This window comes from Falsiroseomonas sp. E2-1-a4 (assembly GCF_051433165.1).
GTDB lineage: Bacteria > Pseudomonadota > Alphaproteobacteria > Acetobacterales > Acetobacteraceae > Falsiroseomonas.
On record NZ_JBHMFS010000012.1, the window covers coordinates 111,544 to 134,640 of the forward strand.

The 23,097-nt window shown below is 70.3% G+C and carries 20 protein-coding genes; 6 read left to right on the plus strand and 14 right to left on the minus strand.

The features are described from left to right. Nucleotides 1-60: 60 nt before the first annotated feature. On the plus strand, nucleotides 61-306 hold the full coding sequence (locus ACFHNC_RS14700; RefSeq protein ID WP_437169977.1) for a hypothetical protein: 246 nt from the start codon (nucleotides 61-63) through the stop codon (nucleotides 304-306). Here the strand turns inward: ACFHNC_RS14700 and terL are convergent. The 12 genes from terL to ACFHNC_RS14760 form a co-directional block, all read right to left on the minus strand. Continuing rightward, nucleotides 272-1,708, minus strand: coding sequence for a phage terminase large subunit (terL, locus tag ACFHNC_RS14705; protein WP_437169978.1), 1,437 nt, complete (start codon nucleotides 1,706-1,708; stop codon nucleotides 272-274). The genes ACFHNC_RS14700 and terL overlap by 35 nt on opposite strands. Further along, a complete protein-coding gene (locus ACFHNC_RS14710; RefSeq protein ID WP_437169979.1) occupies nucleotides 1,705-2,010 on the minus strand; it encodes a hypothetical protein in 306 nt (101 codons plus the stop codon). Before ACFHNC_RS14710 ends, terL begins: the two co-directional genes overlap by 4 nt. After that, nucleotides 2,007-4,289: a phage tail fiber protein gene (locus tag ACFHNC_RS14715; RefSeq protein ID WP_437169980.1), complete on the minus strand. Its 2,283-nt coding sequence runs from the start codon at nucleotides 4,287-4,289 to the stop codon at nucleotides 2,007-2,009. Before ACFHNC_RS14715 ends, ACFHNC_RS14710 begins: the two co-directional genes overlap by 4 nt. A 27-nt stretch (nucleotides 4,290-4,316) precedes the next feature. After that, a complete protein-coding gene (locus tag ACFHNC_RS14720) occupies nucleotides 4,317-4,757 on the minus strand; it encodes a hypothetical protein (RefSeq protein WP_437169981.1) in 441 nt (146 codons plus the stop codon). Beyond that, nucleotides 4,757-6,637, minus strand: a complete 1,881-nt coding sequence (locus ACFHNC_RS14725; protein ID WP_437169982.1) for a hypothetical protein — start codon at nucleotides 6,635-6,637, stop codon at nucleotides 4,757-4,759. The genes ACFHNC_RS14720 and ACFHNC_RS14725 overlap by 1 nt, the downstream gene beginning before the upstream one ends. A 4-nt stretch (nucleotides 6,638-6,641) precedes the next feature. Beyond that, nucleotides 6,642-7,211, minus strand: a complete 570-nt coding sequence (locus tag ACFHNC_RS14730; protein ID WP_305668947.1) for a hypothetical protein — start codon at nucleotides 7,209-7,211, stop codon at nucleotides 6,642-6,644. Between the two features lie 72 nt (nucleotides 7,212-7,283). After that, on the minus strand, nucleotides 7,284-8,123 hold the full coding sequence (locus tag ACFHNC_RS14735; protein ID WP_437169983.1) for a phage capsid protein: 840 nt from the start codon (nucleotides 8,121-8,123) through the stop codon (nucleotides 7,284-7,286). A 126-nt stretch (nucleotides 8,124-8,249) separates the two neighbouring features. Beyond that, the gene (locus ACFHNC_RS14740; protein WP_437169984.1) at nucleotides 8,250-8,993 is read right to left on the minus strand and encodes a capsid assembly protein; all 744 of its coding nucleotides are present in this window, start codon (nucleotides 8,991-8,993) and stop codon (nucleotides 8,250-8,252) included. Nucleotides 8,994-9,001: 8 nt separating this feature from the next. Continuing rightward, nucleotides 9,002-10,426 (minus strand): portal protein, encoded by a 1,425-nt coding sequence (locus tag ACFHNC_RS14745; protein ID WP_437169985.1) that lies wholly within the window; start codon nucleotides 10,424-10,426, stop codon nucleotides 9,002-9,004. 5 nt (nucleotides 10,427-10,431) lie between these two features. Then, the gene (locus ACFHNC_RS14750; protein WP_437169986.1) at nucleotides 10,432-10,677 is read right to left on the minus strand and encodes a hypothetical protein; all 246 of its coding nucleotides are present in this window, start codon (nucleotides 10,675-10,677) and stop codon (nucleotides 10,432-10,434) included. A 177-nt stretch (nucleotides 10,678-10,854) separates the two neighbouring features. Then, nucleotides 10,855-11,307 carry a hypothetical protein gene (locus tag ACFHNC_RS14755; protein ID WP_437169987.1) on the minus strand — a complete coding sequence of 151 codons (453 nt, stop codon included), beginning with the start codon at nucleotides 11,305-11,307 and terminating at the stop codon, nucleotides 10,855-10,857. Further along, nucleotides 11,304-11,729 (minus strand): hypothetical protein, encoded by a 426-nt coding sequence (locus ACFHNC_RS14760; RefSeq protein WP_437169988.1) that lies wholly within the window; start codon nucleotides 11,727-11,729, stop codon nucleotides 11,304-11,306. The genes ACFHNC_RS14755 and ACFHNC_RS14760 overlap by 4 nt, the downstream gene beginning before the upstream one ends. A 180-nt stretch (nucleotides 11,730-11,909) precedes the next feature. On the opposite strand from ACFHNC_RS14760, the gene ACFHNC_RS14765 reads away from it, so the two are divergent. Beyond that, the gene (locus tag ACFHNC_RS14765) at nucleotides 11,910-12,557 is read left to right on the plus strand and encodes a S24 family peptidase (protein ID WP_437169989.1); all 648 of its coding nucleotides are present in this window, start codon (nucleotides 11,910-11,912) and stop codon (nucleotides 12,555-12,557) included. A 16-nt stretch (nucleotides 12,558-12,573) separates the two neighbouring features. On the opposite strand, the gene ACFHNC_RS14770 is transcribed toward ACFHNC_RS14765, so the two are convergent. Further along, entirely contained in the window at nucleotides 12,574-14,511 is a 1,938-nt protein-coding gene (locus ACFHNC_RS14770) for a lysylphosphatidylglycerol synthase domain-containing protein (protein WP_437169990.1), read from the minus strand. Further along, nucleotides 14,508-16,142 (minus strand): lysine--tRNA ligase, encoded by a 1,635-nt coding sequence (locus ACFHNC_RS14775; RefSeq protein WP_437169991.1) that lies wholly within the window; start codon nucleotides 16,140-16,142, stop codon nucleotides 14,508-14,510. Before ACFHNC_RS14775 ends, ACFHNC_RS14770 begins: the two co-directional genes overlap by 4 nt. A 193-nt stretch (nucleotides 16,143-16,335) precedes the next feature. On the opposite strand from ACFHNC_RS14775, the gene ACFHNC_RS14780 reads away from it, so the two are divergent. The 4 genes from ACFHNC_RS14780 (at nucleotide 16,336) to ACFHNC_RS14795 (ending at nucleotide 23,091) form a co-directional block, all read left to right on the plus strand. Continuing rightward, nucleotides 16,336-17,088, plus strand: a complete 753-nt coding sequence (locus tag ACFHNC_RS14780; protein ID WP_437169992.1) for a carbonic anhydrase — start codon at nucleotides 16,336-16,338, stop codon at nucleotides 17,086-17,088. A 61-nt stretch (nucleotides 17,089-17,149) separates the two neighbouring features. Beyond that, complete coding sequence (locus ACFHNC_RS14785) at nucleotides 17,150-18,160, plus strand: aspartate-semialdehyde dehydrogenase (protein ID WP_437169993.1); 1,011 nt, start codon at nucleotides 17,150-17,152, stop codon at nucleotides 18,158-18,160. Between the two features lie 78 nt (nucleotides 18,161-18,238). Further along, entirely contained in the window at nucleotides 18,239-21,034 is a 2,796-nt protein-coding gene (locus tag ACFHNC_RS14790) for an ATP-dependent DNA helicase (RefSeq protein WP_437169994.1), read from the plus strand. A 5-nt stretch (nucleotides 21,035-21,039) separates the two neighbouring features. Next, nucleotides 21,040-23,091, plus strand: coding sequence for a prolyl oligopeptidase family serine peptidase (locus tag ACFHNC_RS14795; protein ID WP_437169995.1), 2,052 nt, complete (start codon nucleotides 21,040-21,042; stop codon nucleotides 23,089-23,091). The last annotated feature ends 6 nt before the right edge of the window (nucleotides 23,092-23,097 follow it).

Here is a 23,097-nt window from a genome sequence, read left to right on the forward strand (position 1 = left end):
AGGAATGCGGCGCCCAACCCCGGCCATGGCCGACAGGAAGAAGCGACCGCTCAGCGAACGATGTGGAACCAGCCTTATCTCGAGACCTGCTGCCGGTCCGCGCTGCACCGGCTGACCCTGGTGGGCAGCCCGGGCCGCCCGGATGGGCTGAAGGACGGCCCCTGCCTGAACCGCCTGGCCGGCATGGGCCTGGCGCGGCAGCGACCAGATGGGCGGTACGAGGCCACCGAAGTGGGCCTCGATCGCCACGCGACGGAAATCGCGCCGCGCGCTAAACGCCCCGCCAGGGCAGCGTCTGCGGCCTGAGCGCCGGCGCGCCGGGCAGCCGCACAGGTTCGGCCAGCAGGCAGCCGGCCACCGCATCCAGCGCATCATCATGCTGGCCTGGCCGGTCCGGCCGCCAATCCGCCATCTCCCGCGCGAAGCGGGTGCGGAACACATCCTCATGCGCCAGCAGGCGCCGGCCGGCGAGCACCGGGTCCAGCGCCGCCAGGATGCGCTCCGCCTTGGCGCGGCGGCTGGTAGCTTCCAACACGCTGCAATGGATGCCGATGCGGGTCATCTCCCGCTTCAGCAGGCCGGGCAGGAACTTGCCGATGCCATTGGTCTCCACCCGCAGCACCGGCAGCAGCAGGTCGCGCGCGATCTCCGCCACCGCGCGGCATTGCTGTGTTGCCGCGTCATCCTCGCCGTCGGGGTCATGCAGCAGATAGGCCAGGCGGTGCAGGTAGTGCCGGCCCTCGGCATCGGCATAGGTGCAGGCCAGCACGCTGGCATCGCCCACGCCGGGCCGGCCAAAAGCCGGGTCCCACCAGCCGCCGCCGGAGACCATCTGCCGGCCCAGCAGCGTCAGCACGCCGCGGCCCTGTGCCTCGCGGTAGTCGGTATCCTCCGCGTAGCGCAGGATCAGCGCGGGATCGAGCCGCGCCGCCTCCTCCGCCACCGCCTCCAGCAGCATCTGGCGGCGGAAGGCGAGCGGGCCGACGCGCTGGCGCAAGGCGGCGATGCCGGCCGGCGTGAAGCGTTCCGGCCAGGCGCTGGCGCCGTGTTCGTCCAGCAGCGGCAGCACCAGGCGGCGGTAGCCGGACAGGAAGGCGTCTGGCCCCTCCGCATACAGGCTTTCCGCGCAATGCGGCGTGCCGACGAACAACACGCGGCCGCCGGGCACCAGCACGAATTCCGTCTCCGTCAGGCGTTCGCGCAGTTCGGCGCGTTGCCCGGCGGAGCCGCAATTGCCAGCGACCTCCACATCGTCGCAGACGATCAGGTCGGCGCGCGCGCCGGTGATGTTGCCGCCGATGCCAGCCGCCAGCATCGAGGCATCGCGCAGCACCGCCTCCCGTGCCACGGTGAAGCGATCCGACGCCCAGGACCCCTCGCCATGGTCCGGCAGCAGCGCACCGCACAGCGGATGCCGGCCCAGGATGCGGCGCACGGTGGCCACCATGCGCGTGGCCAGCGCATGATCGGCGGCGACCACCAGGATACGCGTATCCGGCGCACGATACAGCTGCCAGGCACAATACAGTCCGACCAGCGTGGATTTGCCGCAGCCGCGGAAGGCCATCAGCAGCAGGCGAAGATCATCCTGCTCGCCGCGATCCGAGAGCCAGCGCAGCATGTGGCGATGCACGGCTGGCGTACCCAACCCGGCAATGCGGTTCCAGATCCAGGCGAATTCCAGCAGGTCGGCAGGCCGTTCGGTCATGCATCCCCTTCCTTCGCCATCTGCGCCCGCATCGCCGCCAGCAGATGGTCCTCATCCGGTGCCGCATCGGCGCGCTTCGCGGCATCGCCGGAGGTCATCGCCGCCAGTTCCGCCATATGCGCCAGCGCCGCGCGGGCGGCAGCCTGGTGCGCGGCGAAGGCCTTCGGGTCCGGTGGCACGTCGCCGCGCGGCCAGGAGGCGACGAATTCGGCGTAATCGCCGGCGACACGTTGCATCGCCGCCGCCAACGTCTCCCGCGGCAACGGCGAGGTGGTAGGCTTGCCCCGTGTGGGACGTTTCATGCCTTCACCACGCGCACGCGCACCGTGCCGGCATTGAGGTCCAACGCCGCGCCCGTGCGGTTCCAGACGGTGACGGTCACCACATCCTGCGCGCCGATCTGCGCCAGGAACACCGCGCCGGAGGTGGAGAGCGAGAAGGCCGCCTGCGCGAAATCCCCCGGCCTCGCGCCGCTGACCGGCACGTTGACCTGCGCGCTGGCCCCGGCGGCGATGGAGGGCGGGTCCCATGCCAGTTCCGCCGCCAGTTCCCGCACGCCGATCGGCAGATCCGGCAGCCCGTACAGCACCGCCGGCGCGTGGCGCGGGTCGCAGTTCAGCCGCAGCGCGCGCAGCTCATAATCCGTGCCGATGCGCGCCACGCCGATCACCGCCGTGGCCACCAGTGGCGAAAGCCGCACAGCCTGAAGCCGCGACAGCCCCGCATCCGTCATGTCCGCCGCACCCTGCCACCAGCGTGCTGTCGGGTTCCACACCATGGACTGGCCGGAGGCGCGCACCAGTGCGCCGGCGCTGTCGGTCAGCAGGTTGTTGGCGGCATCGAACGCCATGACGAAAAGCCGTGGCGCATCGGCATCGACGCTCAGCGCGAAGTCGCGGCAGCTCCGCGCATCCACCACGAACCCCACCGCACGCCCACCGGTCAGGATCACGCCGCGATTGGTCAGCACCAAGGACTCCAGCGCCGGAAACACGAAGTCCTGCAGCAAGGCTGGACTGCCGGAGACGTTGGAGGACAGGCAGCCCAGTTTCTCGAAGCCCGTCTGCGTGGCGTTCCAGCGGATCGCGGCAGCACGGAGCGAGGGCACGCTCGCCAGTTCCCGCGTTGCCGCGCGATGTGGCGCGGCCTGGTGCAGCGCCTCCACCACGCCGCCAAGGCGGGTGGAGGAATCCGCGTGGTCGATCTCCACCATGTAACCCTGGCTGGCCCAGGTCACCTCATACACATGGTCCTGCGCCGCAGCAGTGTGGCGGGCAACGAAGCCGGTGCAGCCTTCCATCCGCAGGCCGCGCGCGATGATGGAACGGCTGTTCACCTCGCACAGGAACGGAATGCCGGAAATCAGCCGGCCTTCCGCGTTCAGCTCGAAATTCTGGCCGTTGAACAGATGCCGGTTGTGCGCGACATAGGCGCCTGGTGCGGCCGACAGGCGAATGCCGAAGCGGTCCTTGTCCACATGCACGGTCGATCCCACGGCGAAGTGGCCGCCATGGTAGCGGATGGAGGTGTTCCACCCAGCGGCCGTGGCGGTGTGGATATCCAACCCGATCTTGTTGTTGACGATGCGGCCGAGCTCCAGCGTGGAATCTTCGAAGCCCCGGCCATCGCCAAGCGTCCGCACGCCGATGGTGAAACCCTCGACGCGCCGCACCTCGATGATGGAGGCATCATGGTTGCGGAGCAGGATGCCGATCTCGGATTCATCCTCCCAGGCGCCGATCGTCGCACGCAGCACAGAAAGGCCGGTGTGCCACTTGCTGGCGTTGCGCGCCGTGCCGCCATCGCCGAGGGTCAGCGCAGGCCCCGCCGGGCCGGCATAGACAATGGTGCCGCGCATGGTCAGCCCGGCCGCTGCACCCGGCAGCGTCAGCGGCTGGGTGGTGCGGTAGTTGCCCTCCCCGATCAGCAGCCGCTTGCCGGAGGCACCGGCCGCATTCATTGCCGCCTGCAGGGCCGGGCCATCTTCCGTCGCACCATCGCCGGTGGCACCAAAATCGCGCGCGCTGAGCTGCTCGGCCAACTTGTCTTCAACCGTATAGGGCACCGCACCGGGGAAGGGCGCGCTGATCAGGCCGGAATCGCGCGGCAGCACCGCCACGTTGCCGGTGCCGTCGAAGCCCAGCATGCGGTTCGCGCGAGCGGCGCGCAGCGGCAGGGTGAAACTGCCGCCGACCTCGGCGGGGTCCTGGCGCAGCGCCGCCGACAGCTCCTCCTGCTGTTCCTGCAGGATGGCAACGATGCGGTCCAGCTCATCGTTCAGCGTGCGCGCGCGCAGCACGCCATTGTCCTGGAAATCCGTGCTGCGCTCCACACGGATGCGCCGGCGCAGCGTGACCGTGCTGCCATTGGCCGGCGGCGTGGCGAGGATGACGCTGCCGCCACCGCTGTTGCCAGCGCCGGTGACGGTAAAGCCACCGGCCAACGGCACGCCATTGACGCGCAGCTCCATGTCGGAGGGATGGAAGATCGGGAAGGGATAGGTGAACGCAACGCGGCTGCCGTCGCCCAGATACTGGACGCGCGGCGCGACGTCGCCGATGCGGATATGCTCGGCCATCATGGGCTCCGATGCTGTGGGATGCGTGCGTCAATCGAGCAGGTTGCGAAGCGTGCTGCCGAAGGTGGTGCCGGCGCGCAGGAAGCTGGTGAGCGACCCGTCCGTGTTCAGAAGGCTGCGCCGCCCGGCGGAAAGCCGGGCCGCGAAGATCTGGTCGCTATCCGCCTGCGCGGCGGCGGCATCACGTTCCAGCCCCGCGGTCAGCGCGGCGGCAGAGCCTTCATCCGGGGAGATGCCGCCAGCGGCCAACCTGGCACGGGTGGAGGCCAGCGTGCCTGCCAACCGCGCCTCCCGCGCCCGCGCATCGGAGGATTGCTGTAGCGTGACCTGCTCGGCGCGCACGCGTTCCTGTTCCCGCGCCGCATTGGCCTGCGCCTTCGCATTGGCGGATTGCGCCTGGCCCTGCTGCACGCTGTTGAATATGGAAACGCCCGCGCCGATGGCGGTCGCGATGGGTGCGAGTTGCGCCATCAGTTCGAGATCCTCATATCGGTGGTGACGGAAAGCAGTGTCAGCGGCAGCGGCGTCGCGCCCTCGATCCGCCACAGCGGCGCCATCGCATCGCGCCGCCAGCCGAGTGCGCGCAGGGCGATGTCCCCGGTGAAGGGCGCAGGCGGCGCATCCAGCAGCGCCGTATCCAGCCGGCGGAACGGCACCGGCTGCACGCCGCGGCCGAGATCCACCTCCAGCGCCGGCGTCGCCAGAACCCGGAAGGTGGCGGAGACCAGGCGCAGCGGTGCGGCGGCAGACGCGGTCGCGTTGCCGAGCGCGGGTGGCAGCGGCTCGATCACATGCTGGAAGGGCAGGCCCGCCTGCACGGTAGCCGCCGGCGGGTCCAGTGTGATGGCGCCGTCCTGCACGCGTTCCGCCGCGCGCGGCGCGCCATCGGCCAGCACGCCAACATCGCGCGTTTCCAGATGCGTCAGGCCGGTCCAGCGATCCTGCGCGGCGAAGCTGCTACCGGCCAGCGCGGCATCGAGGCCCATGGTGGCGTCGAAACGCTCCAGCCGGAAACTGCCGAAGCGTTCAACCAGCGCGAAGACGCGACCCTCGGTCTCCGCCACCGCGCGGAACGCCCCTTCGGTCTCCAGCCGCGTCCAGGCGGTGACCTGCTCGGCGCGATACAGCGTCAGCGTGGCAATGCTGCCATCCGCCATCACCACATGCAGCAGCCGCGCCGTCTGGTCATAGGCCATAGAAACCGGATCACGCACCAGATGCCGTGCGACCAGCGCGAGGTCATTCGCCTGATAGGCATCCGCCACATCGGTATAGGCGAATTCATGCACTCCGCGGCCGGATCGCGCGACGAACAGCGTCGCCCCATCCACATCCACCGGCGGCACCTGGCGATCCACCGCGGTGCCGATGCGCGTCTGGCGGTTCAACTGAATGGAGGACGGCGTCAGCGGATCGCCCGTGACCATCCATTCGGTACCGGAGGTGAAGACCTGCAGATGCCGCCCCGAAAACACGGCACGAATCGCATTCACCTGGTCGGAGACCAGCGCGAATTCGATCGCCTCGTCATCCAGCCCGGTGCCGCCATCGAAGTCACCAAGATCGCCGGTGCGCGACAACCATAGCCGGTTCGGCGCATCGCGCGATCCGCCGAGCACCAGGCGGTTCTGGTGGAAGCAGGCACAGACTGGCCAGCCGCGGACGGGGCTGAACGTGGCCTCCTGCCAATCCTCGGTAGCCAGCGTATCCTCCAGCGGGTCCTCCACCACCGCGGTCGCGCTCTGTGGCCCCGCGACGGAGGCGATCACCACGCGCTGGCCCTTCAGGCGAAAGCGGCGGGAGATGTGGAGGCTGCTGAACACCGGCGCGGAGGCGGTCAGCGTCACCGTACCCGTGGTGGCGGAGGCCGCCATGGTCACGTTGCGCGCAAAATTGTGAAACGGCTCCCGCACAAAGACGAAGGGCGTGATGCTCCAGGCGGTGTGGCTGCTGCGCGTCAGGCGTTGCGGCGGCATCTCCGGGTGGAACAGCAGCAGCGTGTCGGCGCTCTGCGTAAAGGAAAGCTGCGGCAGCATGGCGGTGGACCAGGGCGCCGGCAGGCTCGCCACCTCCGCATCGCCGAGGAACACCTGCAACCGCCCATCGGTCAGCACCAGCAGGTAGGTCTGTTCCGTGTTAAACTCGAAAGGCACCAGCCGGGCTTGGCCGGGCAGCGTCGCGATATGCACGAGGCCGGGCCGGCGGGCGACGCCGCCGGTCGGCTGGATCACGACATTCCGCAATTGCCGCGCGCCATTCTCGAAGGCGCGCAGATCGGCGCGACCGTACAGCTCGGGCGCAAGCTCGCCCGCGGTGAAGGAGGACTTGATGCGGCGCGTGGCGATGGTCATGCGCTCAGCCCCTCACATCGATCAGCGGGAAATGCTCGATCGCGCGAGGCGTGTCCTGCTGGCTGTCGATCAGCCTTGCGCTGCGCATCTCGTTCTCCGCCAGGCGGAACAGCATCTCGGCGCGGGATGCGCTTTCGGTCAGCGGCAGGCAGAATTCGGCCGCAAGGCGCGCGACCAGCGCCTGGGCGAAGAAGGGCGGGAAGGCGCTTTCGTCGGGGCGGAAGATGTAGGTCAGCGTCACGCTGATGGAATCGGCCTGCAGCTTGTCCTCATGCAGCCGGTACGGCATGCCGCCGCCGCGCGCGCCGCTGCCGGCGGACAGCGCCCGCAGGAAGCCGGTGGGAAGCTGGAAGGCATGCGCCATATCCGCCGGCGGCGCCGCGGAAAGCCGCGGCAGGCTGGTCTGGCCGGTGGCGAAGGACCAGGGATGCGCGGACAGCAGCGCATCGCGCGTCGGCGCATACAGGTTCGCCGCCACCTCCGCTTCCGCGGTGCCCTCATCGAGCGAGGCGACGGGCTGCGCGCCAAGGCGCAGCAAAGCGCGCGAGCAGAGCGCGACAGCGGTCAAGGCCATGTGGGTCTTCCGATCCGGGATGTTGGGTGTCGCGGCACCCTCTCCCCCGGATGGGGGAGAGGGCTTGTCGAACTATTCGGCCGCGCGCATCCGCACGACACCGAAGTCGTCCACCAGCGCTGCGCCCTGGCTCATCATGTTGGAGACGAAATGCGCGGCGCGATCGCCATGCCAGGTGATGTCGGTCTCGACCTCCGACGCCGAGGCATGGCCGATCGCGGTGCGGTGGTAGAAGTAGCAATGCCGCAGCCCGCCCGAGAGCGTCAGGCCGGAATGCGGCATCCACATCGCGCCGAGCCAGCGCTTCGCCTGGCTGCCCTTCCACGGCAGCGCATCCTCGCCGATGTATTCGGAGGAGGAGAACTCATCGATCTCCAGAAGCTGCGACCACTGCTTCCAGCCGACCACGGCGTAGCGTCCGCCATCATCCGGCACTTCCGCCGCGCCCATCATCTCGAAGGCGAGCAGCACCTTCGCCTTGGTCAGCCCATCGGCATCGGTCGTGCCGGCGGCGGTGCCGATCGCCTCGCGGGTCGAGGCATCGAGCGCGGCGATGATCAGCTCATCCGTCTTGCGGCCCAGCGCGTAGGCGCCAGCATTCGCCACGACGTTGCGCTCATCCACATTGGTCTTCAGCTCATCCAGCCGGTCGATCCAGTCGCCGGCGTAGTAGTCCTGCAGCACGCATTCGACCTGCGCGTGTTCCAGGTTCATCACGGGTACGGAGCCATGGCGCGTCTTCGCCGCGGCAATGCCCTTGCCGACCTTCGGGAAGAAGGTGCTGGTGCCGGTCACGCCGGTCTTGGACCGCACGGTGGAGCGCAGCTTGCTGCCCTGGCGCTGATAGGCCTCATGCACCTCCGCCTGGAACTGGCGGGTGAAGACGGCGTCGATCTGGGTGGAAGCGGACATGCGATTTCCCTGTCAGGAAAAGGGGTTTTGCGAAGCGGCCGCGCGCGCCGGTTCCCCGGATGGGCCGGTGGCGCAGCTGAAGCCCGCAGCCCGCCAAAGGCGGGTTGCCTGCGGGAAAGGGGGGCGCTACTCGCCGACGAGGCGGCGAAAGCCTTCCGTCACGCGCTTGACGAAATCCGGCTCCCGCGTGCGCCAGTAGCGCGGGTCGCGCATCATCTTGCGCAGCTCGGCCTCATCCGGCCCGGCCTCGGCCTGCGCGTCGCGGGACAGGGACGGCTCCTTGCCCTCCATCATCCGGTGCAGCGCGACCACGCCATCGGCAGTGGAGGACAGCGCGGTGAACACCGCCTCCGGCAGGTTCGCGCGGCCCCAGGCGGAAAGCTGGCCGGCGATGCGGCGGAAGCGATCCTCGCCACCGAAATGCGCGCGCAGCTTCTCCACCTGCCGCCCGGCCTCGAATTCGGCGGCGGCTTCGGCGATCAGCGGCAGCAGGCGTTCGGCGGCCAGGTCATACACAAGCTGCACCTGGCGCGGGTTGAAGCCGGCCTCATGCAGGCGCTGGTTCACCGCGGAATCCGGCGTCAGCAGCTCATTCGGCGGCGTCACCTGGTATTCATCCGCGCTGTCCGGAATGCCGAGTGCGCGGCGCCAGCGCATCCGGTCCTCCTCCGGCGCGTCATCCGCCGGCGGGGCGAAGCGCTGGGACAGGCGGCGCTCCAGCTCGATGTAGGATTTCAGCAGCGCATCCACGCGCAGCGCGCCCTTCGCCTCGTCCCAGAATTTCTCGGGGATCTCGGCAGGGCGGGCGCTGGTGCTGGCGGTCCCCGTGCTGGCGATTTGGGTCGCGGCGTCGAGAAGGTTTTCGGACATGCCGATGCTCACTCCTGGTTCTGAGGGGTTACGGGCCGGATGATCTCCGGCGGCGCGCCGAGGGTGCGGGCCAGCCAGCGGGCGGCAGCCGGCGCGTCCAGCACCGCCGCCGCGTCCTTGCCCAACCCCGCGGCGGCTTGCAGGAACAGCAGCGTGTCGGAGGCATCGGCACGCGCCTGCACACGGGCGAGTGGCGAGCTGTAGACCAGCCGCGCCTCCTGCCCATCGGCCAGCAGCGCCGGCACCTCGCCACGCCGCCGCAGCACGGCAAGGCAGCGCGCCACCAGCGGCGACAGCAGCTCCGCCTGCAACCGGCCATAGATCGCGCCGAGCAGGCGGATGGAGATGGCGCTGCGTTCCGTCACCTCCGTCGCCGTCATGCCGGCCTTGTCGGAAGCAGCGATCCGGTCGGCCAGCAGCGCGCCACGAATACGCGTTCGCAGGTCCTGCAGAATCAACTGCGAGACATCGAAATTGCCCGGCGCCGCCAGCGGCGTCAGGCCAGCGGAGCCCTGCGCCTTCGGGATGATGGCGCCCGGCACCAGCCGCACCGTGGCCGGGTTCAGCACGCCGTCATCCTCCGCCTGCCAGATGCCCGTGGCGGCGATGGAGGCGTTCTTCAGGATCAGCTCCACCACCTTGTTGGCGGTGCGGATATCCGGCAGCGCCTTGGCGACGGGGCCGCGGCCATAGGTTTCGCCAGGCACCTTCAGCCAGCGAAAGGCGATGAAGGGGTTTTCCGCAAAGCGCCCCTCCGCCAGCAATTCCGGCGCCCCCTCCCCGCCATCCAGCACCACGGCGAAGCGGTGGCCGGCACGCGCATCCGGCCACACCGCTTCCACCACGCGCAGCAGCGGCGGCTCGGCGTGGACATCCTGCCGCGGCAGCGCGACCTGCGCCGCCGGCCAGCGCGCCCGGATTTCGGCCGGCGTCAGCCGCGCCGCGCGAAACACCGTGTCCAGCCGGCCGGAGGGACCTTCCTCCAGCACCGTCTCCCGCAGCGGCACCGCGGTGAAGCGAAGTGCGGAGGTCTCGCCAGGTGGCGCTTCCTCCACCAGCAGCACGGCGGTGCCGGTGACCACCAGTTCGAGAAAAGCCTGATGCAGTTCCAACGCGAAGTTGGAACGGTCGAGATGCCCTTGCAGCGTCTCCGCCGCATCCTCCAGCACCCGCGCCACAGCCTGCGCCGCCGGGCCTTCCGCCACCTTCCGCGTCGGCGCCAGGCCGAACCAGCGCGACCAGGGCGGCGCCAGTTCGGCCAGCAGGGACGCCGCAAGCTGTTCCGCCGCATCCGCCGCCGTCGCATCGAACAGCGGCGCGGCATTGGCGGCCGGCAAAGCGTGGTCGTAGCAATCCTGCCACCGCCCCTCCAGCGGCCGGCGCCGGGCGGCGGCGCGGGCGTGGCGGGCGAGGATCTGTTCGGGTGTCATCATGTCCCTCACTCGCCCAGCAGGCTTTTGCGCACCGCATTGCCCGGCGCCGGTGCCAGCACGCCGCGGGCGGAGGTGGCGATGGTGCCGGCCAGGCCGCGGCGGGCGCGGTCCAGCGCCCGCTGGCGGGCCTGGCGCGCGGCATCCTCGGCCGAGGCCTCGGTGACGGCGGCTTTCTCGGTCGCGGCCTCGACCGCGTTGTTGGTGTCCGTCGCGGTCACGACCGGCTTCGGCGCCTGGAACAGGCCACCCATGCGCGCTTCCTTCGGATCGGGTTGGCTCCCGCGGCCCGGGCAAAAAAAGACCCGCCCGGCGAGGCCGGACGGGTCTGAGTTTGGGGGACCGGGAGAGGAGGGTGCCGTGGGACGCAATTCGTCCCGTGGCAGGGGGTTGATAGACCGGGCGATGCGGCCTGTCAATATTTATTCCTATTATTCCTGAATATTTTCCTCTTGCAGCCCACCAAGCGCCCGGAACAGTTGGAACGGCGTCCACGCCACCGGCGCACCTTGGCCCAGCAGGGCACGGCAGAGCGCCACGCAGGTGAAGGGCGCGAGGCTCGGCAGGCGCTGCGGCCGCGGCTCCCCGGGCGTGAAGGGACCGAGCACGCGCAGACCGGCACGGCGGTAGAAGCCCGGCAGGTCGAAGCTGCCCTCCACCGGCAGGCGCGCCACCAGCAGCCGGCCCGAAAGCGGCTCCAGCACCGTCCAGCCGGACTCATCGCCGATCGCGGCGAAGCAGTGCCGGAAGCCAGGGCGCAGCAGGTGCAGCCAGGGCTGATCGGCCACGCCACCGAAGGCGATCCAGATGGCCTGGCCGGCATCCTCGGCCGCCCGGCGATGCGCCAGGCGGCGGGTGGAGAGCGATTCCACGGCCCCGGTCATGCCGCGCGACCCCGGAAGGGCACCACTTCCGCTTCCTGCAACCCGCGCGGCGGGCCGCTGACGATGCCTTTGGCGCGCAATGGGAAATCCAGCCTTTCCATCGCCTCCCGCCATAGCCGCAGATCGCCCGCCTCCTGCGGGATGCGCGGGCTTGGGGATTCATGCCTCTCCCCCCAGATACGCATGATGCGGGCATGGGCGAGATCGATGCGGCGCTGGCGGTACAGCCGGTCCAGGCACTTCACCACATCATCCGGCTCACAGGGCCGCACCACCAGGCCACGGCCGGCGCCGAGGCGCGCGCCGTCGCGCCGGGCGGTCAGCGCGGCCATGGTCCAGAACCAGGCATCCTCGGCGGAAGCGAAGGGTTGCGCGCGGTCCAGGCTGGCCAGGACAGGGGCGCGGCAGGGGGCGATGGACATGGAACGGGGGGTCCTCTGCATGTCGATTCCTGAACAAAACAGGAACAACGACGGCTTAACAAGTTCTACCCCGGGTTGCAAGGATATCGTTCCTATTGCATCGCGACTCGAAACCTAGGATGTCCAACCCAGGATGCGGCGCCCTGCGCGCCATCTTCCGAGTCGAGGATTGCCCTGGTCATGCGGCATGAGGATATCTGGCGGGCGATCGACGCCCTGGCCGCCGAACACGGCCTCTCCGCCTCCGGCCTTGCGCGCCGGGCCGGGCTGGATGCCACCGCCTTCAACCCCTCCAAGCGCACCGGGGTGGATGGCCGGGCGCGCTGGCCCTCCACCGAGAGCGTGGCCAAGGTGCTCAGCGCCACCGGCACGGGGTTCGAGGCCTTCGCCTCGCTCGTCACCGGCGCCCCGGCCCTGTCCCGCGGTGGCCGCGCCGCCATTGCCCGGCGGATCCCGCTGATCGGCCTGGCGCAGGCGGGTGGTGACGGCTTCTTCGATGATGGCGGCTACCCGGTGGGCGGCGGCTGGGACGAGATCTCGGTGCCCGACGTGCCCGACCCCAACGCCTATGCGCTGGAGATCAGCGGCGAGAGCATGGAGCCGGTGTTCCGCGATGGCGACGTGGTCATCGTCTCCCCCGGTGCGCCGGTCCGCCGCGGCGACCGCGTGGTGGTCCGCACCCGACAAGGAGAGGTGATGGCGAAGGAGCTGCTGCGCCAATCCGCCCGCCGGGTGGAGCTCGCCAGCCTGAACCCGGCACATCCGAACTACAGCTTCGACCTGGCGGAGCTGGCCTGGATGCACCGCATCATTTGGGCGACCCAATAGGGGAACACAGTAGCGTTCAGCGCGAAGGCAGCAGCGGCGCCAGCGTCTCCAGATCCGTCTCCGCCCGGCAGGCCAAATAGCGCGGGCCGTCGCCCGGCTTCGGGGCGCCGATCGGGAAGGCGGTCAGCCCGATATCGCCATACACACGCAGCAGCCCCGGCCCCACGCGCCAGAAGGCCGCAGCCAGACCGGCACGCTCGCACATGTCGCGGAAGCGCCAGATGGCGGAAATGCGGTCCCGCTCCTCCCCCGCCGGATCGCCCAGCGCCATCAGGATGCCGTCGCGCCGCACGAAGGCAAAGCCGGCGCGGCCCGACTCGCCGAACACCGCGCCATCGGCGATCTCCGGTGCCTCCGCCCCCAGCGCCTTCAGCCGCGCCCGCACCTCCGGCCCCCAGGGTTCCGGCTTGATCCGGGCCGGCCGCAGCAGGCGCACCGCGGCCACCAGCAGCAGCACGGCCGCCAGGCCCACGGAAAAGCGCAGGCTGTCCGGCGACAGCGGGGATGCGACCACGCCCCACCAGCTATCCCCCGCCACCTTGCCGCCATAACTGACCAGCGCCAGCATCAGCGCACACAGCCCCACCACCACCAGCGGCAGCAGCGTGGCACCGGCCAGCGGTTCCTTCATCAGCCGCGCGGTGCGGTAAAAGGCGCTGCGCAGCGCTGCCAGCAATCCCGCCACCAGCAGGAAGGCGCCCCATAGCCACCAGCCATCCTCTCGCAGCCAGCAGATCAGCGCGCCGGTCAGCAGCAGGAAAATGCCGGTGCCCCAGGCCAGTGTCAGCCGCCGCAGCAGCCCGTAGGCCATCACCAGCAGCAGCGACCCAATCAGCGAGGCCGCGAAATGCGAGGCCACCGCCGCCTCATACCCCGCCCAGGCCGCCACCGCCGTATCCCGCGCCGGCAGCGCGCCGACGAAGATCAGCAGCGCGCCGCCGAGGCCGACCAGGCCCGCAATCGCCGGCACCTCCAGCGAGTCAGTTACGCCCTGTTCCACGGCGAAGCGCTTCAGCGCGTGGCGGCGCTGCGCGATCTCGAAGCCCGCGAACAGGATGCCGGCCAGGAACAGCGGCACGATGTAGTAATACAGCCGGAACAGCAGCAGCGCGCCGACCACCTGCGCCGGCGGCAGCCAGGGCGCGAGCCCGATCAAGATGGCGCCGTCGAACACGCCGATGCCGCCCGGCAGGCTGGCGGCGATGCCCGCGGTATAGGCCGCCACATAGATGCCGAGGAATCGCAGGAAGGTCAGCCCCTCCGCCGGCGGCAGCAGGCTGTAGAAGATCATCGCCGTGACCGCGACATCGACGCTGGCCAGCGCGGTCTGCGCCACCGCCATGCGGAAGCCGGGCAGGTCGATCTTGTGCTTGAAGATCGTCACATGGCTGCGAATGCGCGACAGCGTCACATAGGCGATCACCGCGGCCCACATCGCCAAGCCCACGATCCGCATGGCCCAATGCGGCACGTGGTCACCCAGGCCCGGCACCACCTCCGGCTCCACCAGCAGCACCAGCCCGCCAAGGGCAAAGCCGCCGAGGCCGAAGGTCAGGCTGGTGAAGGCCACCACCTTGGCAATCGCCAGCGGCGGCAGCCCCCAGGCGGCGTAGAAGCGGTAGCGCACCGCCGCGCCGGAAACCGCGGCGAAGCCCAGGTTGTGCGCCAGCGTGTAGGCGCAGAAGGAGGCCAGCGAGGTGCGCGCATAGCTCACCGGATAGCCGGCATAGACGCTGCCCAACCGGTCGTAGATGGTCAGGATCGCATAGGCCAGTACGGTCCATCCGGCGGCGATCCACAGCGTGACGGGGGAGATCGCGGCCAGCGAGGCGCGGATATCCGCCACCGACAGGCTACGGAACTCCTTCTGCACCACCCAGATGGCGGCAATCAGCAGCAGCACGCCGAAGGCCGCCACACCGTGGCGGCGAAGCAGCCCGCCGAGCTTCTTCACGCGGCCGCGTCGCCGCTGGTGGCAGGGGGGGCGGCGGGCCGTGCCAGCGCCGTCTCGATCAGCCCGATCGTGCCGGCAATGCCATACAGCGCGACGAAGCCACCAAAGCGCGGCCCCTCCGGCTGGCCGAGCAGCACCTGGTACAGGGCGTTGAACCAGGCGCGGGACACGCCCGGGCGGCCATCCTTGGTCATCTCGATGAAGGGCTCCCGTCGCCCGGCATCATAGACCAGATCCTGGATCGCGCGGGCCTGTTCATCGGGCGGCAGCAGGTCCAATTCCGGCTGCCCGGCGCGCAATGCGGCGGCCAGCGCCTCGAAGGCCGGGCGCTCGGCCTCGGTCGCGGCGCGGTGCTGCTTGTTGGGCGCCACGCGGTCCCGGTAGTAGGACACGGCGTGTTCCACCAGGCGGGCCAGCAGCGGGTGGGTCTCCCCGCTCGCATCCGGGGCGTAGCGACGCAGGAAGCCCCACAGCATTTCCGGCGCATCGGCGTTGATGACGCTGGCCAGGTTCATCAGCATGGTAAAGGACACCGGCGTGCCCGGGTCATTGGTCGGCCCGCCAAGGATGTGCCAGGCGGGGTTGTCCGGCCCCGGCGCGGTGCGCAGCCGATCCAGGTTCTGGACGTATTCATCGACGGCGCGCGGGATCACGTCGAAATGGAGCCGCTTGGCGCGGCCGGGCTGGTTGTACATGAACTGCGCCAGGCTTTCGGGCGGGGCGTAGTGCAGCCATTCATCGATGGTCAGCCCATTGCCCTTCGATTTGCTGATCTTGCCGCCGGCCTCGTCCAGGAACAGCTCATAGGTGAAGCCGATCGGCGGCTGGCCGCCCAGCACCTTGCAGATGGCGCCGGAGAGCTTGACGCTGTCGATCAGATCCTTGCCCGACATCTCGTAATCCACGCCCAGCGCGTACCAGCGCAGCGCCCAATCCGCCTTCCACTGCGCCTTGCAATGGCCGCCGGTGATGCGCGTGCCGTGGCGTTCGCCGGTTTCCGGATCGACCCAGACCAGCAGGTCCTGGTCGGGTCGCACTTCCTCCATCGGAACCTGCATCACCACGCCGGTCTTCGGGTGCAGCGGCAGGAAGGGCGAATAGGTGGCGCGGCGTTCCGGGCCGAGGGTCGGCAGGATCACCGCCCGCACCTCCTCATGCCGTTCCGCCATCCGCAGCAGCGCCGCATCGAATCGCCCGGAGCGATAATAGTCGGAGGATGAGGCGAATTCGTACTCGAATCCAAAACGGTCGAGGAAGGCGCGCAGCCGGGCGTTGTTGTGGTGCCCGAAGCTCTCATGCGTGCCGAAGGGGTCCGGGATGGCGGTGACCGGCCGGCCGAGGTGCTGCAACAGCATCTCCCGGTTTGGCACATTGTCCGGCGCCTTCCGCAGCCCATCCATGTCGTCGCTGAAGGCGATGAGCTTGGTGTCCAGCCCGGTCAGCTTCTCAAAGGCGCGGCGCACCCAGGTGGTGCGGGCCACTTCCCCGAAGGTGCCGATATGCGGCAGGCCGGAGGGGCCGTAGCCGGTCTCGAACAGCGCCTGGCCCTTGCCCGCGGCTTTCACCCGCGCCTCGACCTTGCGCGCTTCCTCGAAGGGCCAGGCCTTGGCGGCGGCGTATTCGGCGGACATGGCGGATCGGCACCTCATGCAGGTCTCGGTGCCCGCCTTATAGGTGGCGCGGGCAGTGCAGGCGAGGCCGTCCGCAACCCGAACGGCGTTCATCTGCCGGCATCAATTTGCACTTAGGTTGAACAGGGTCCAGCTTGCAGCCCCTTTATTCAATATCCGGACGCGCCGCGTCCGGCCGCCAAGGAACCGCGCCATGCCGCCCTGCCCCTGCTGCACCGCCGCCTTTCCGCACCGCGCAGCGCCCGCGGGGGGCCGCCGCGGCTTCGTCGCGGCCCTTGCCGGGCTGGCGGCCGGTGGCGCAGCCGGTGTCTCCCTGGCGCGGCCCGCCCGTGCCGCCAGCGGCCTGCCCCCCACCACCCTCAGCCCGGACCAGGCGCTGGAGCGGCTGATGCAGGGCAACCAGCGCTTCCTCGCAAAGACGGCGCAGCCCGGCCCCGGCAATGTTGAACGCCGCGCCATCCTTGCCACCGGCCAGGCCCCCTTCGCCGCCGTGCTCGGCTGCGCCGACAGCCGCGCGGCGCCGGAGGTGCTGTTCCAGGCTGGGCTCGGTGACATCTTCGTGGCCCGCAACGCCGGCAACTTGGCGGATACCGGGGCCATCGGCAGCCTGGAGTATGCCGTGGCCAATCTCAGCGTGCCGCTGATCATGGTGCTCGGCCACGAACATTGCGGCGCCGCCGGCGCGGCGGTGGCCCTGGCGCAGCAACCCCTGGCCTTGCCCGCGCATCTGCGCGACATGCTGCTGCCCATGCTGCCCGCCGCCCTGGCCGCGCTGCGCGCAGGCGGCGATGCGGTGGAGGGCACGGTGCGCGCCAATGTCACGCTGAACGTCACCCGCCTGCTGACCGAAAGCCCCGTGCTCTCTGCCGCCGCGGCGGCCGGTCGGCTGAAGGTGGTCGGCGCCTACTATGACCTGGACACGCAGCAGGTCACGCCAATCGCGTGATTGGCCACCGGCGCGCTTTGCGCTATGCGATCTGCCCCTTTGGGAACAGGAGCAGAGTGTGATGCGTGTGGGTGTGATCGGCGCCACCGGAGCGGTGGGGCGGGAGCTGGTGGAGGTCCTCGGGCGGCGTCGCTTCCCGGTGACGAAACTCCGCCTCTTCGCCTCGGGTCGCAGTGCCGGCACGATTATACCCACGCCCTTCGGCGATACGGTGATCGAGGAATTCAGCCAGGAGGCCGCGCGCGACCTGGACCTCGCCCTGCTCGCCGTCTCCGGCGACTTCGCCAAGAAGCACGCCCCCGGCCTGGTCGCCGCCGGCGTCACCGTGGTGGATAATTCCTCCGCCTTCCGGCTGGAGGATGACGTGCCGCTGGTGGTGCCGGAGGTGAATGCGGCGGCCATCGGCGATGCCAAGCTGATCGCCAACCCGAACTGCACCACCGCCATCCTGGTGGTGGCCCTCGCCCCGCTGCACGCCGCCTTCGGCATCAAGCGCGTCATCGTCTCCACCTACCAGGCCGCCTCCGGCGCGGGGGCGGAGGGCATGGTGGAGCTGGAGCGGGAGATGCGGCGCGTGCTGGTGGACGGCGCCAAGGCCCAGAACGAGGTCTTCGCCCACCCCCTGCCCTTCAACGTCATTCCGCATATCGACAGCTTCCAGCCCAATGCCTACACGCGGGAGGAGATGAAGGTGGCCTGGGAATCCCGGAAGATCATGGGCCTGCCCGATCTTCTGATCTCCTGCACCGCCGTCCGCATCCCGACCATGCGCGTGCATGGCGAGAGCGTGACGATCGAGACCGAGCGCCCCGTCACCGCCGAGGCCGCCCGCGCCGTGCTGCGCCAGGCCGCCGGCGTGAAGGTGCTGGATGACCCGGCCGCGCTGCTCTACCCGATGCCGCTGACTGCGACGGGCCAGGACGATGTCGAGGCCGGCCGCATCCGCGCCAACCCGGTGTTCGGGGATTGCGGCCTCGATTTCTTCCTGTGCGGCGACCAGTTGCTGAAGGGCGCGGCGTTGAACGCGGTGCAGATCGCGGAGCGTCTGCCGGCGCTGCGGGTGCCAGCCTGAACGAAAACGCGTGCCCTTCGGCACGAATATGATGGTTTCGCTCTTTGTTCTGTCGGGTCCTGCCGCCACATTGGCGGCATGACCACGCCTCGCCCCACAGCCGAGCTCCGGCAGCCGCGCCTGCTGCTGCCGGACAGCCCGGCGCTGATCGCCGGTTTCGGGCGCGGCACTCTCCTCACCCCCGATGGCGAGCTGTTCTCCGGCCCCGCCATCGAGATCGGCCGCCGCCTGCGCGACATGCCGCCGCCCATGGTGGTGCACGCGCCCGCCACCGCACGCCGCCTCGGCCTCGGCAGCTTTCCCGCCTGCGATTTGCTGGAGCTTTTTGCGTTCTGCCTGCCCGCCCGCCCCGCCGCGCCGACACCGCGCGGCCTGGCGCTGGCGCTGGACCGCGACCCACCGGAGGATGAGGAAGGCCTCGCCGCGCTGCTGCCGGAACTCGCCACCGCGATGCTCCGCCACCTCGCCGCCGGCCGCAACGCATCGCTGAATCGCGATGCCGCCGCACTCGCCGCCAAGCTGGGCGCCGATACCGGCTGGCCCTGGGCCGATTCGGTGCTGGCCGCGCTGGGCCAGCAGGCCCGCCCCTCGCTCGATCCGCTGAAGGTCTGGCGCCGCCTGCCGGAATGGGAGGAGGTGGCCCCGCCCCCGCCCCCCGCGCACCACCCCGTCACCCCCACCGATGCCCGTCGCCGCCTGGCCGAGATCCTGGGCGACGACGCCGAGCAGCGCCCGCAGCAGGCCGACTACGCCTCCGCCGCCGCCGGCGCCTTCCAGGCGCGGGAGGTGCGCGGCGCGCCGAACCTGGTGCTAGCGGAAGCCGGCACCGGCACCGGCAAGACGCTCGGCTATGTGGCGCCCGCCAGCCTCTGGGCGGAACGCAACGGCGCGCCGGTCTGGATCTCCACCTTCACCCGCAACCTGCAACGCCAGATCGACCAGGAAGCCGCCCGCCTCTACCCCGAGCCTGCCGAGCGCCGCCGCCGCATCGTCGTCCGCAAGGGGCGGGAGAACTACCTGTGCCTACTGAACATGGAGGAGACGGTCGCCGCCGCCTCCATGGCCGGCATCCTGCTGCCGCTATCCCTGGTCTCCCGCTGGGCGCTGGCGACGCGCGATGGCGATCTGCAAGGCGGCGACTTTCCCGGCTGGTTGGCGGAGCTGTTCGGCCCGCATCACATCTGGCCGCTGGCCGACCGGCGCGGCGAGTGCATCCACTCCGCCTGCGGCCACTACAAGCAATGCTTTGTCGAACACTCCATCCGCCGCGCCCGCGGCGCCACGCTGGTGATCGCCAACCATGCGCTGGTGATGGTGCAGGCGGCTCTGGGCGGCGGCGAGGATGGCAAGCCGCAGCGCCTGATCTTCGATGAGGGCCACCACCTGTTCGACGCGGCCGACGCCGCCTTCTCCGCCGACCTGACGGGTGGCGAAGCCGCGGAGCTCCGCCGCTGGCTGCTGGGCGCCGAGGGCGGCCGCTCCCGCGCCCGCGGCCTGTCCCGCCGGCTGGAGGATCTGATCGGCGACCGCCCGGAGCTGCTGCTGCCGCTGGAGGAAGCCCTCCAGGCCGCCCGCGCCCTGCCCGCCCCCGGCTGGCCGAACCGCCTGGCCGATCTCGACGAACCGCGCGGCACGGCTGAAGCCTTCCTGCAATCCGTCCGCCGCCAGGTGCTGGCCCGTGCCCGCGATGAGGAAGCCGGCTACGGCGTGGAATGCGACCTGCATCCGCTGCCTGAGCCGGTGGCCGAGGCCGGCGCCGCTTTGGCCGAGAGCCTGACCCGCCTGAAAAACCCCCTCCAGGCCTTGCATGACCGCCTGGCCGCACGGCTGGAGGACGAGGCGGAGGAGCTGGAAGTCGGCGACCGCATCCGCATCGAGGCCGCCTGCCGCGGCCTGGAACGCCGCGCTTTGATGCCGCTGACCGCCTGGTGCGCCATGCTCGGCACCCTCGCCAGCCCGCCGAAGCCGCCCGGCACCCGCCCCGAATACGTCGACTGGTTCGCGCTGGATCGTCGCGAGGGCCGCGAGGTCGATTGCGGCATGCACCGCCACCACCTGGACCCCACACAGCCCTTCGCGATGGCCGTCGCCGCCCCGGCGCATGGCGTGCTCATCACCTCCGCCACGCTCCGCGACCATGCCGGCGCCACAGAGGGCGAGGAGGATCGCGAATCCGCCTGGCGCGCCGCGGAGGCCCGCACCGGCGCCGCCCACCTGCCAACCCCCGCCATCCGCGCCGCCGTCGCATCCCCCTTCGACTACGCCACCCGGACCCGCGCCTTGGTGGTGGAGGATGTCAGCAAGGGCGACCCCGCCCAGGTCGCGGCCGCCTATCGCGCGTTGTTCACGGCATCGGGCGGCGGCGCACTTGGCCTGTTCACGGCGGTGCGCCGGCTGCGGGATGTGCAGTCCCGCATCGCCCAGCCGCTCGCCGAGCGTGGCATTCCACTTTACGCCCAGCATGTCGATGCGATGGACAATGCGACCCTGGTCGATGTCTTCCGCGCCGAGGAACATGCCTGCCTGCTCGGCACCGATGCGATGCGGGATGGCGTGGACGTGCCCGGCCGTTCCCTGCGCCTGCTGGTCTTCGACCGGGTGCCCTGGCCGCGGCCTTCCATCCTGCACCGGGAACGCCGCACCCATCTCTCGGAAGGCCAGCCGAAATCCTATGACGACGCCATCGCCCGCCACCGGCTGCGCCAGGCCTTTGGGCGGCTGATCCGGCGCGGCGACGACAAGGGCGTTTTCGTCCTGCTGGACAAATCCTGCCCCTCCCGCCTGTTGGCCGGCCTGCCGCCCGGGGTGGTGGTGCGCCGCCTCGGGCTGCGCGACGCGGTGGCGGAAACCCGCGAATTCCTGGCGGAGAGCTGAGACCAATGGATCTGCGACCGACCCTCGATGCGCCGGATGACGACCCGTATCTGTGGCTGGAGGAGGTGGAGGGAGAACGCGCCCTCGCCTGGGTCGCCGAGCAGAACGCCCGCACCCGCGCCCGCTTCGCCGATGACCGCGTGACGGCGGACCGGGAGGCACTGAAGGCGGCCCTCGACCGCCCCGGCCGCCTGCCGCACGTCACCCGCCGTGGCGCCTTTCTGTACAATTACTGGACCGATGCCGCGAACCCGCGCGGGCTGTGGCGCCGCACCCGCATGGAAAGCTTCCGGCTGGAGACGCCGGAATGGGACGTGCTGCTCGATCTCGACGCGCTGGCCGCGGCGGAGGGTGCCGACTGGATCTGGAAGGGCGCCACCACTCTGTTCGGCAGCCATGACCGCGCCATCCTGCGCCTGTCGCGCGGCGGCGGCGATGCGGTGGTGCTGCGCGAATTCGACCTGCCCACCCGCGCCTTCCCGGCCGATGGCTTTCATCTGCCGGAGGCGAAATCCAGCGCCGCCTGGCTGGACCGGGACACGCTGCTGCTGTCCTCCGCTTTGCTCGGCGCCACCACCTCCGGCTACGCCAGCACCGTGCGGCTGTGGCGCCGCGGCACGGACCCGCTTTCCGCCCCCACCATCTTCGAGGTGCCGGAAACCAGCATGGCCGCCGGCGCCGGGGTGGACCGCGAAGGCGGGCGGGAGGTCGTGGTCTTCCACGAACAGCTCGGCTTCTACGACGCCCGCATCCATCTTGGCGACCGCAGCGGCCCGCAGCGCGAAATCCCGCTGCCGACCGATGCCCACTATAGCTGGCAGCGCGGCTTCCTCGCCGCCAAGCCGCGCACGCCCTGGACCGTGGCGGGCACCACCTACCCGCCCGATACGCTGCTCGGCCTGTCCTTCGACTCGGCGCTTGGCGGCGCGCCGGTGCCGGAGGTGCTGTTCACGCCGGAGCCGCGCCGCGCCCTGCAGGGTTTCTTCTGGTGCGACGGCACGCTGGTGCTGCACATACTGGACAATCTCGAACCGCACTTCGCCCTGCTGACCCCCGGCACCTCCGGCTGGCAGCGGCACGAGGTGCCCGGTTTGCCGCGCATCGGCGTGGTGGACCTCTGGGCACTGGATACCGAGGCCGAGGAATCGGACGGCACCCTGCTGCTCATGGCGCAGGACCCGGTGACGCCGCCGCAGCTCAAACTGACCGCCACCACCCCGGCCACGCCCGCGCTGCTGAAATCCTCCTCTCCCAGCTTCGACGCCACCGGGCTGGTGGTGACGCGGCATGAGGCGGTGTCCTCCGACGGCGAGCGCATTCCCTATGTCCAGGTCGGCCCAAGGGACGAATCCGGCCGCGCGCCGGTGCACCTTTCGGCCTATGGCGGCTTCCAGATCTCCCGCCTGCCCTATTACGCCGCCACCTCCGGCCTGCTCTGGCTGCAGAAGGGCGGCACCACCGTGCTCGGCCAGATCCGCGGCGGCGGCGAATTCGGCACCGCCTGGCACGAGGCCGGGCGGCTGGCCAACAAGGTGAAAAGCCACGACGACTTTGCCGCCATCGCCGCCGACCTGGTGACCCGCGGCGTGACGGTCCCCGGCCGCATTGCGGCGGAAGGCGGCTCCAATGGCGGGCTTCTGATCGCCAATATGCTGACCCGCTACCCGGAGCGTTTCGGCGCGCTGTTCTGCACCATCCCGCTGATCGACATGCGCCGCTACACCAGGCTGCTGGCCGGTGCCTCCTGGATGGCGGAATACGGCGACCCAAACAAACCCGAGGACTGGGCCTTCATCCGCCACTTCTCCGCCTACCACGCCGCGGTGCCCGGCCGCCCCTACCCGCCCATCCTGCTGGCCACCACCCGGCGCGACGACCGCGTCCATCCCGGCCACGCGCGCAAGATGGCGGCGAAGCTCCAGGCACTCGGCTACGATGCCTCGCTTCTGGAGCCCGAGGCCGGCGGCCATGGCTATGGCAAGGACAATGCGGAGGTTGCGGCCTTCGCCTCCCTCGGCGCTGCCTTCCTGCGGCGGGCCATCGGCTGGGATGCGTAGCGAACG

What these genes read in the sequence shown, in the direction of transcription:
- ACFHNC_RS14740 (WP_437169984.1), bottom strand. Translation starts at nt 8,993, where the DNA reads ATGTCCGAAAACCTTCTCGACGCCGCGACCCAAATCGCCAGCACGGGG.
- ACFHNC_RS14760 (WP_437169988.1), bottom strand. Translation starts at nt 11,729, where the DNA reads ATGTCCATCGCCCCCTGCCGCGCCCCTGTCCTGGCCAGCCTGGACCGC.
- ACFHNC_RS14745 (WP_437169985.1), bottom strand. Translation starts at nt 10,426, where the DNA reads ATGATGACACCCGAACAGATCCTCGCCCGCCACGCCCGCGCCGCCGCC.
- ACFHNC_RS14790 (WP_437169994.1), top strand. Translation starts at nt 18,239, where the DNA reads ATGACCACGCCTCGCCCCACAGCCGAGCTCCGGCAGCCGCGCCTGCTG.
- ACFHNC_RS14725 (WP_437169982.1), bottom strand. Translation starts at nt 6,637, where the DNA reads ATGACCATCGCCACGCGCCGCATCAAGTCCTCCTTCACCGCGGGCGAG.
- ACFHNC_RS14700 (WP_437169977.1), top strand. Translation starts at nt 61, where the DNA reads ATGTGGAACCAGCCTTATCTCGAGACCTGCTGCCGGTCCGCGCTGCAC.
- ACFHNC_RS14785 (WP_437169993.1), top strand. Translation starts at nt 17,150, where the DNA reads ATGCGTGTGGGTGTGATCGGCGCCACCGGAGCGGTGGGGCGGGAGCTG.
- ACFHNC_RS14730 (WP_305668947.1), bottom strand. Translation starts at nt 7,211, where the DNA reads ATGGCCTTGACCGCTGTCGCGCTCTGCTCGCGCGCTTTGCTGCGCCTT.
- ACFHNC_RS14775 (WP_437169991.1), bottom strand. Translation starts at nt 16,142, where the DNA reads ATGTCCGCCGAATACGCCGCCGCCAAGGCCTGGCCCTTCGAGGAAGCG.
- ACFHNC_RS14710 (WP_437169979.1), bottom strand. Translation starts at nt 2,010, where the DNA reads ATGAAACGTCCCACACGGGGCAAGCCTACCACCTCGCCGTTGCCGCGG.
- ACFHNC_RS14720 (WP_437169981.1), bottom strand. Translation starts at nt 4,757, where the DNA reads ATGGCGCAACTCGCACCCATCGCGACCGCCATCGGCGCGGGCGTTTCC.
- ACFHNC_RS14780 (WP_437169992.1), top strand. Translation starts at nt 16,336, where the DNA reads ATGCCGCCCTGCCCCTGCTGCACCGCCGCCTTTCCGCACCGCGCAGCG.
- ACFHNC_RS14755 (WP_437169987.1), bottom strand. Translation starts at nt 11,307, where the DNA reads ATGACCGGGGCCGTGGAATCGCTCTCCACCCGCCGCCTGGCGCATCGC.
- ACFHNC_RS14795 (WP_437169995.1), top strand. Translation starts at nt 21,040, where the DNA reads ATGGATCTGCGACCGACCCTCGATGCGCCGGATGACGACCCGTATCTG.
- ACFHNC_RS14735 (WP_437169983.1), bottom strand. Translation starts at nt 8,123, where the DNA reads ATGTCCGCTTCCACCCAGATCGACGCCGTCTTCACCCGCCAGTTCCAG.
- terL (WP_437169978.1), bottom strand. Translation starts at nt 1,708, where the DNA reads ATGACCGAACGGCCTGCCGACCTGCTGGAATTCGCCTGGATCTGGAAC.
- ACFHNC_RS14750 (WP_437169986.1), bottom strand. Translation starts at nt 10,677, where the DNA reads ATGGGTGGCCTGTTCCAGGCGCCGAAGCCGGTCGTGACCGCGACGGAC.
- ACFHNC_RS14715 (WP_437169980.1), bottom strand. Translation starts at nt 4,289, where the DNA reads ATGATGGCCGAGCATATCCGCATCGGCGACGTCGCGCCGCGCGTCCAG.
- ACFHNC_RS14765 (WP_437169989.1), top strand. Translation starts at nt 11,910, where the DNA reads ATGCGGCATGAGGATATCTGGCGGGCGATCGACGCCCTGGCCGCCGAA.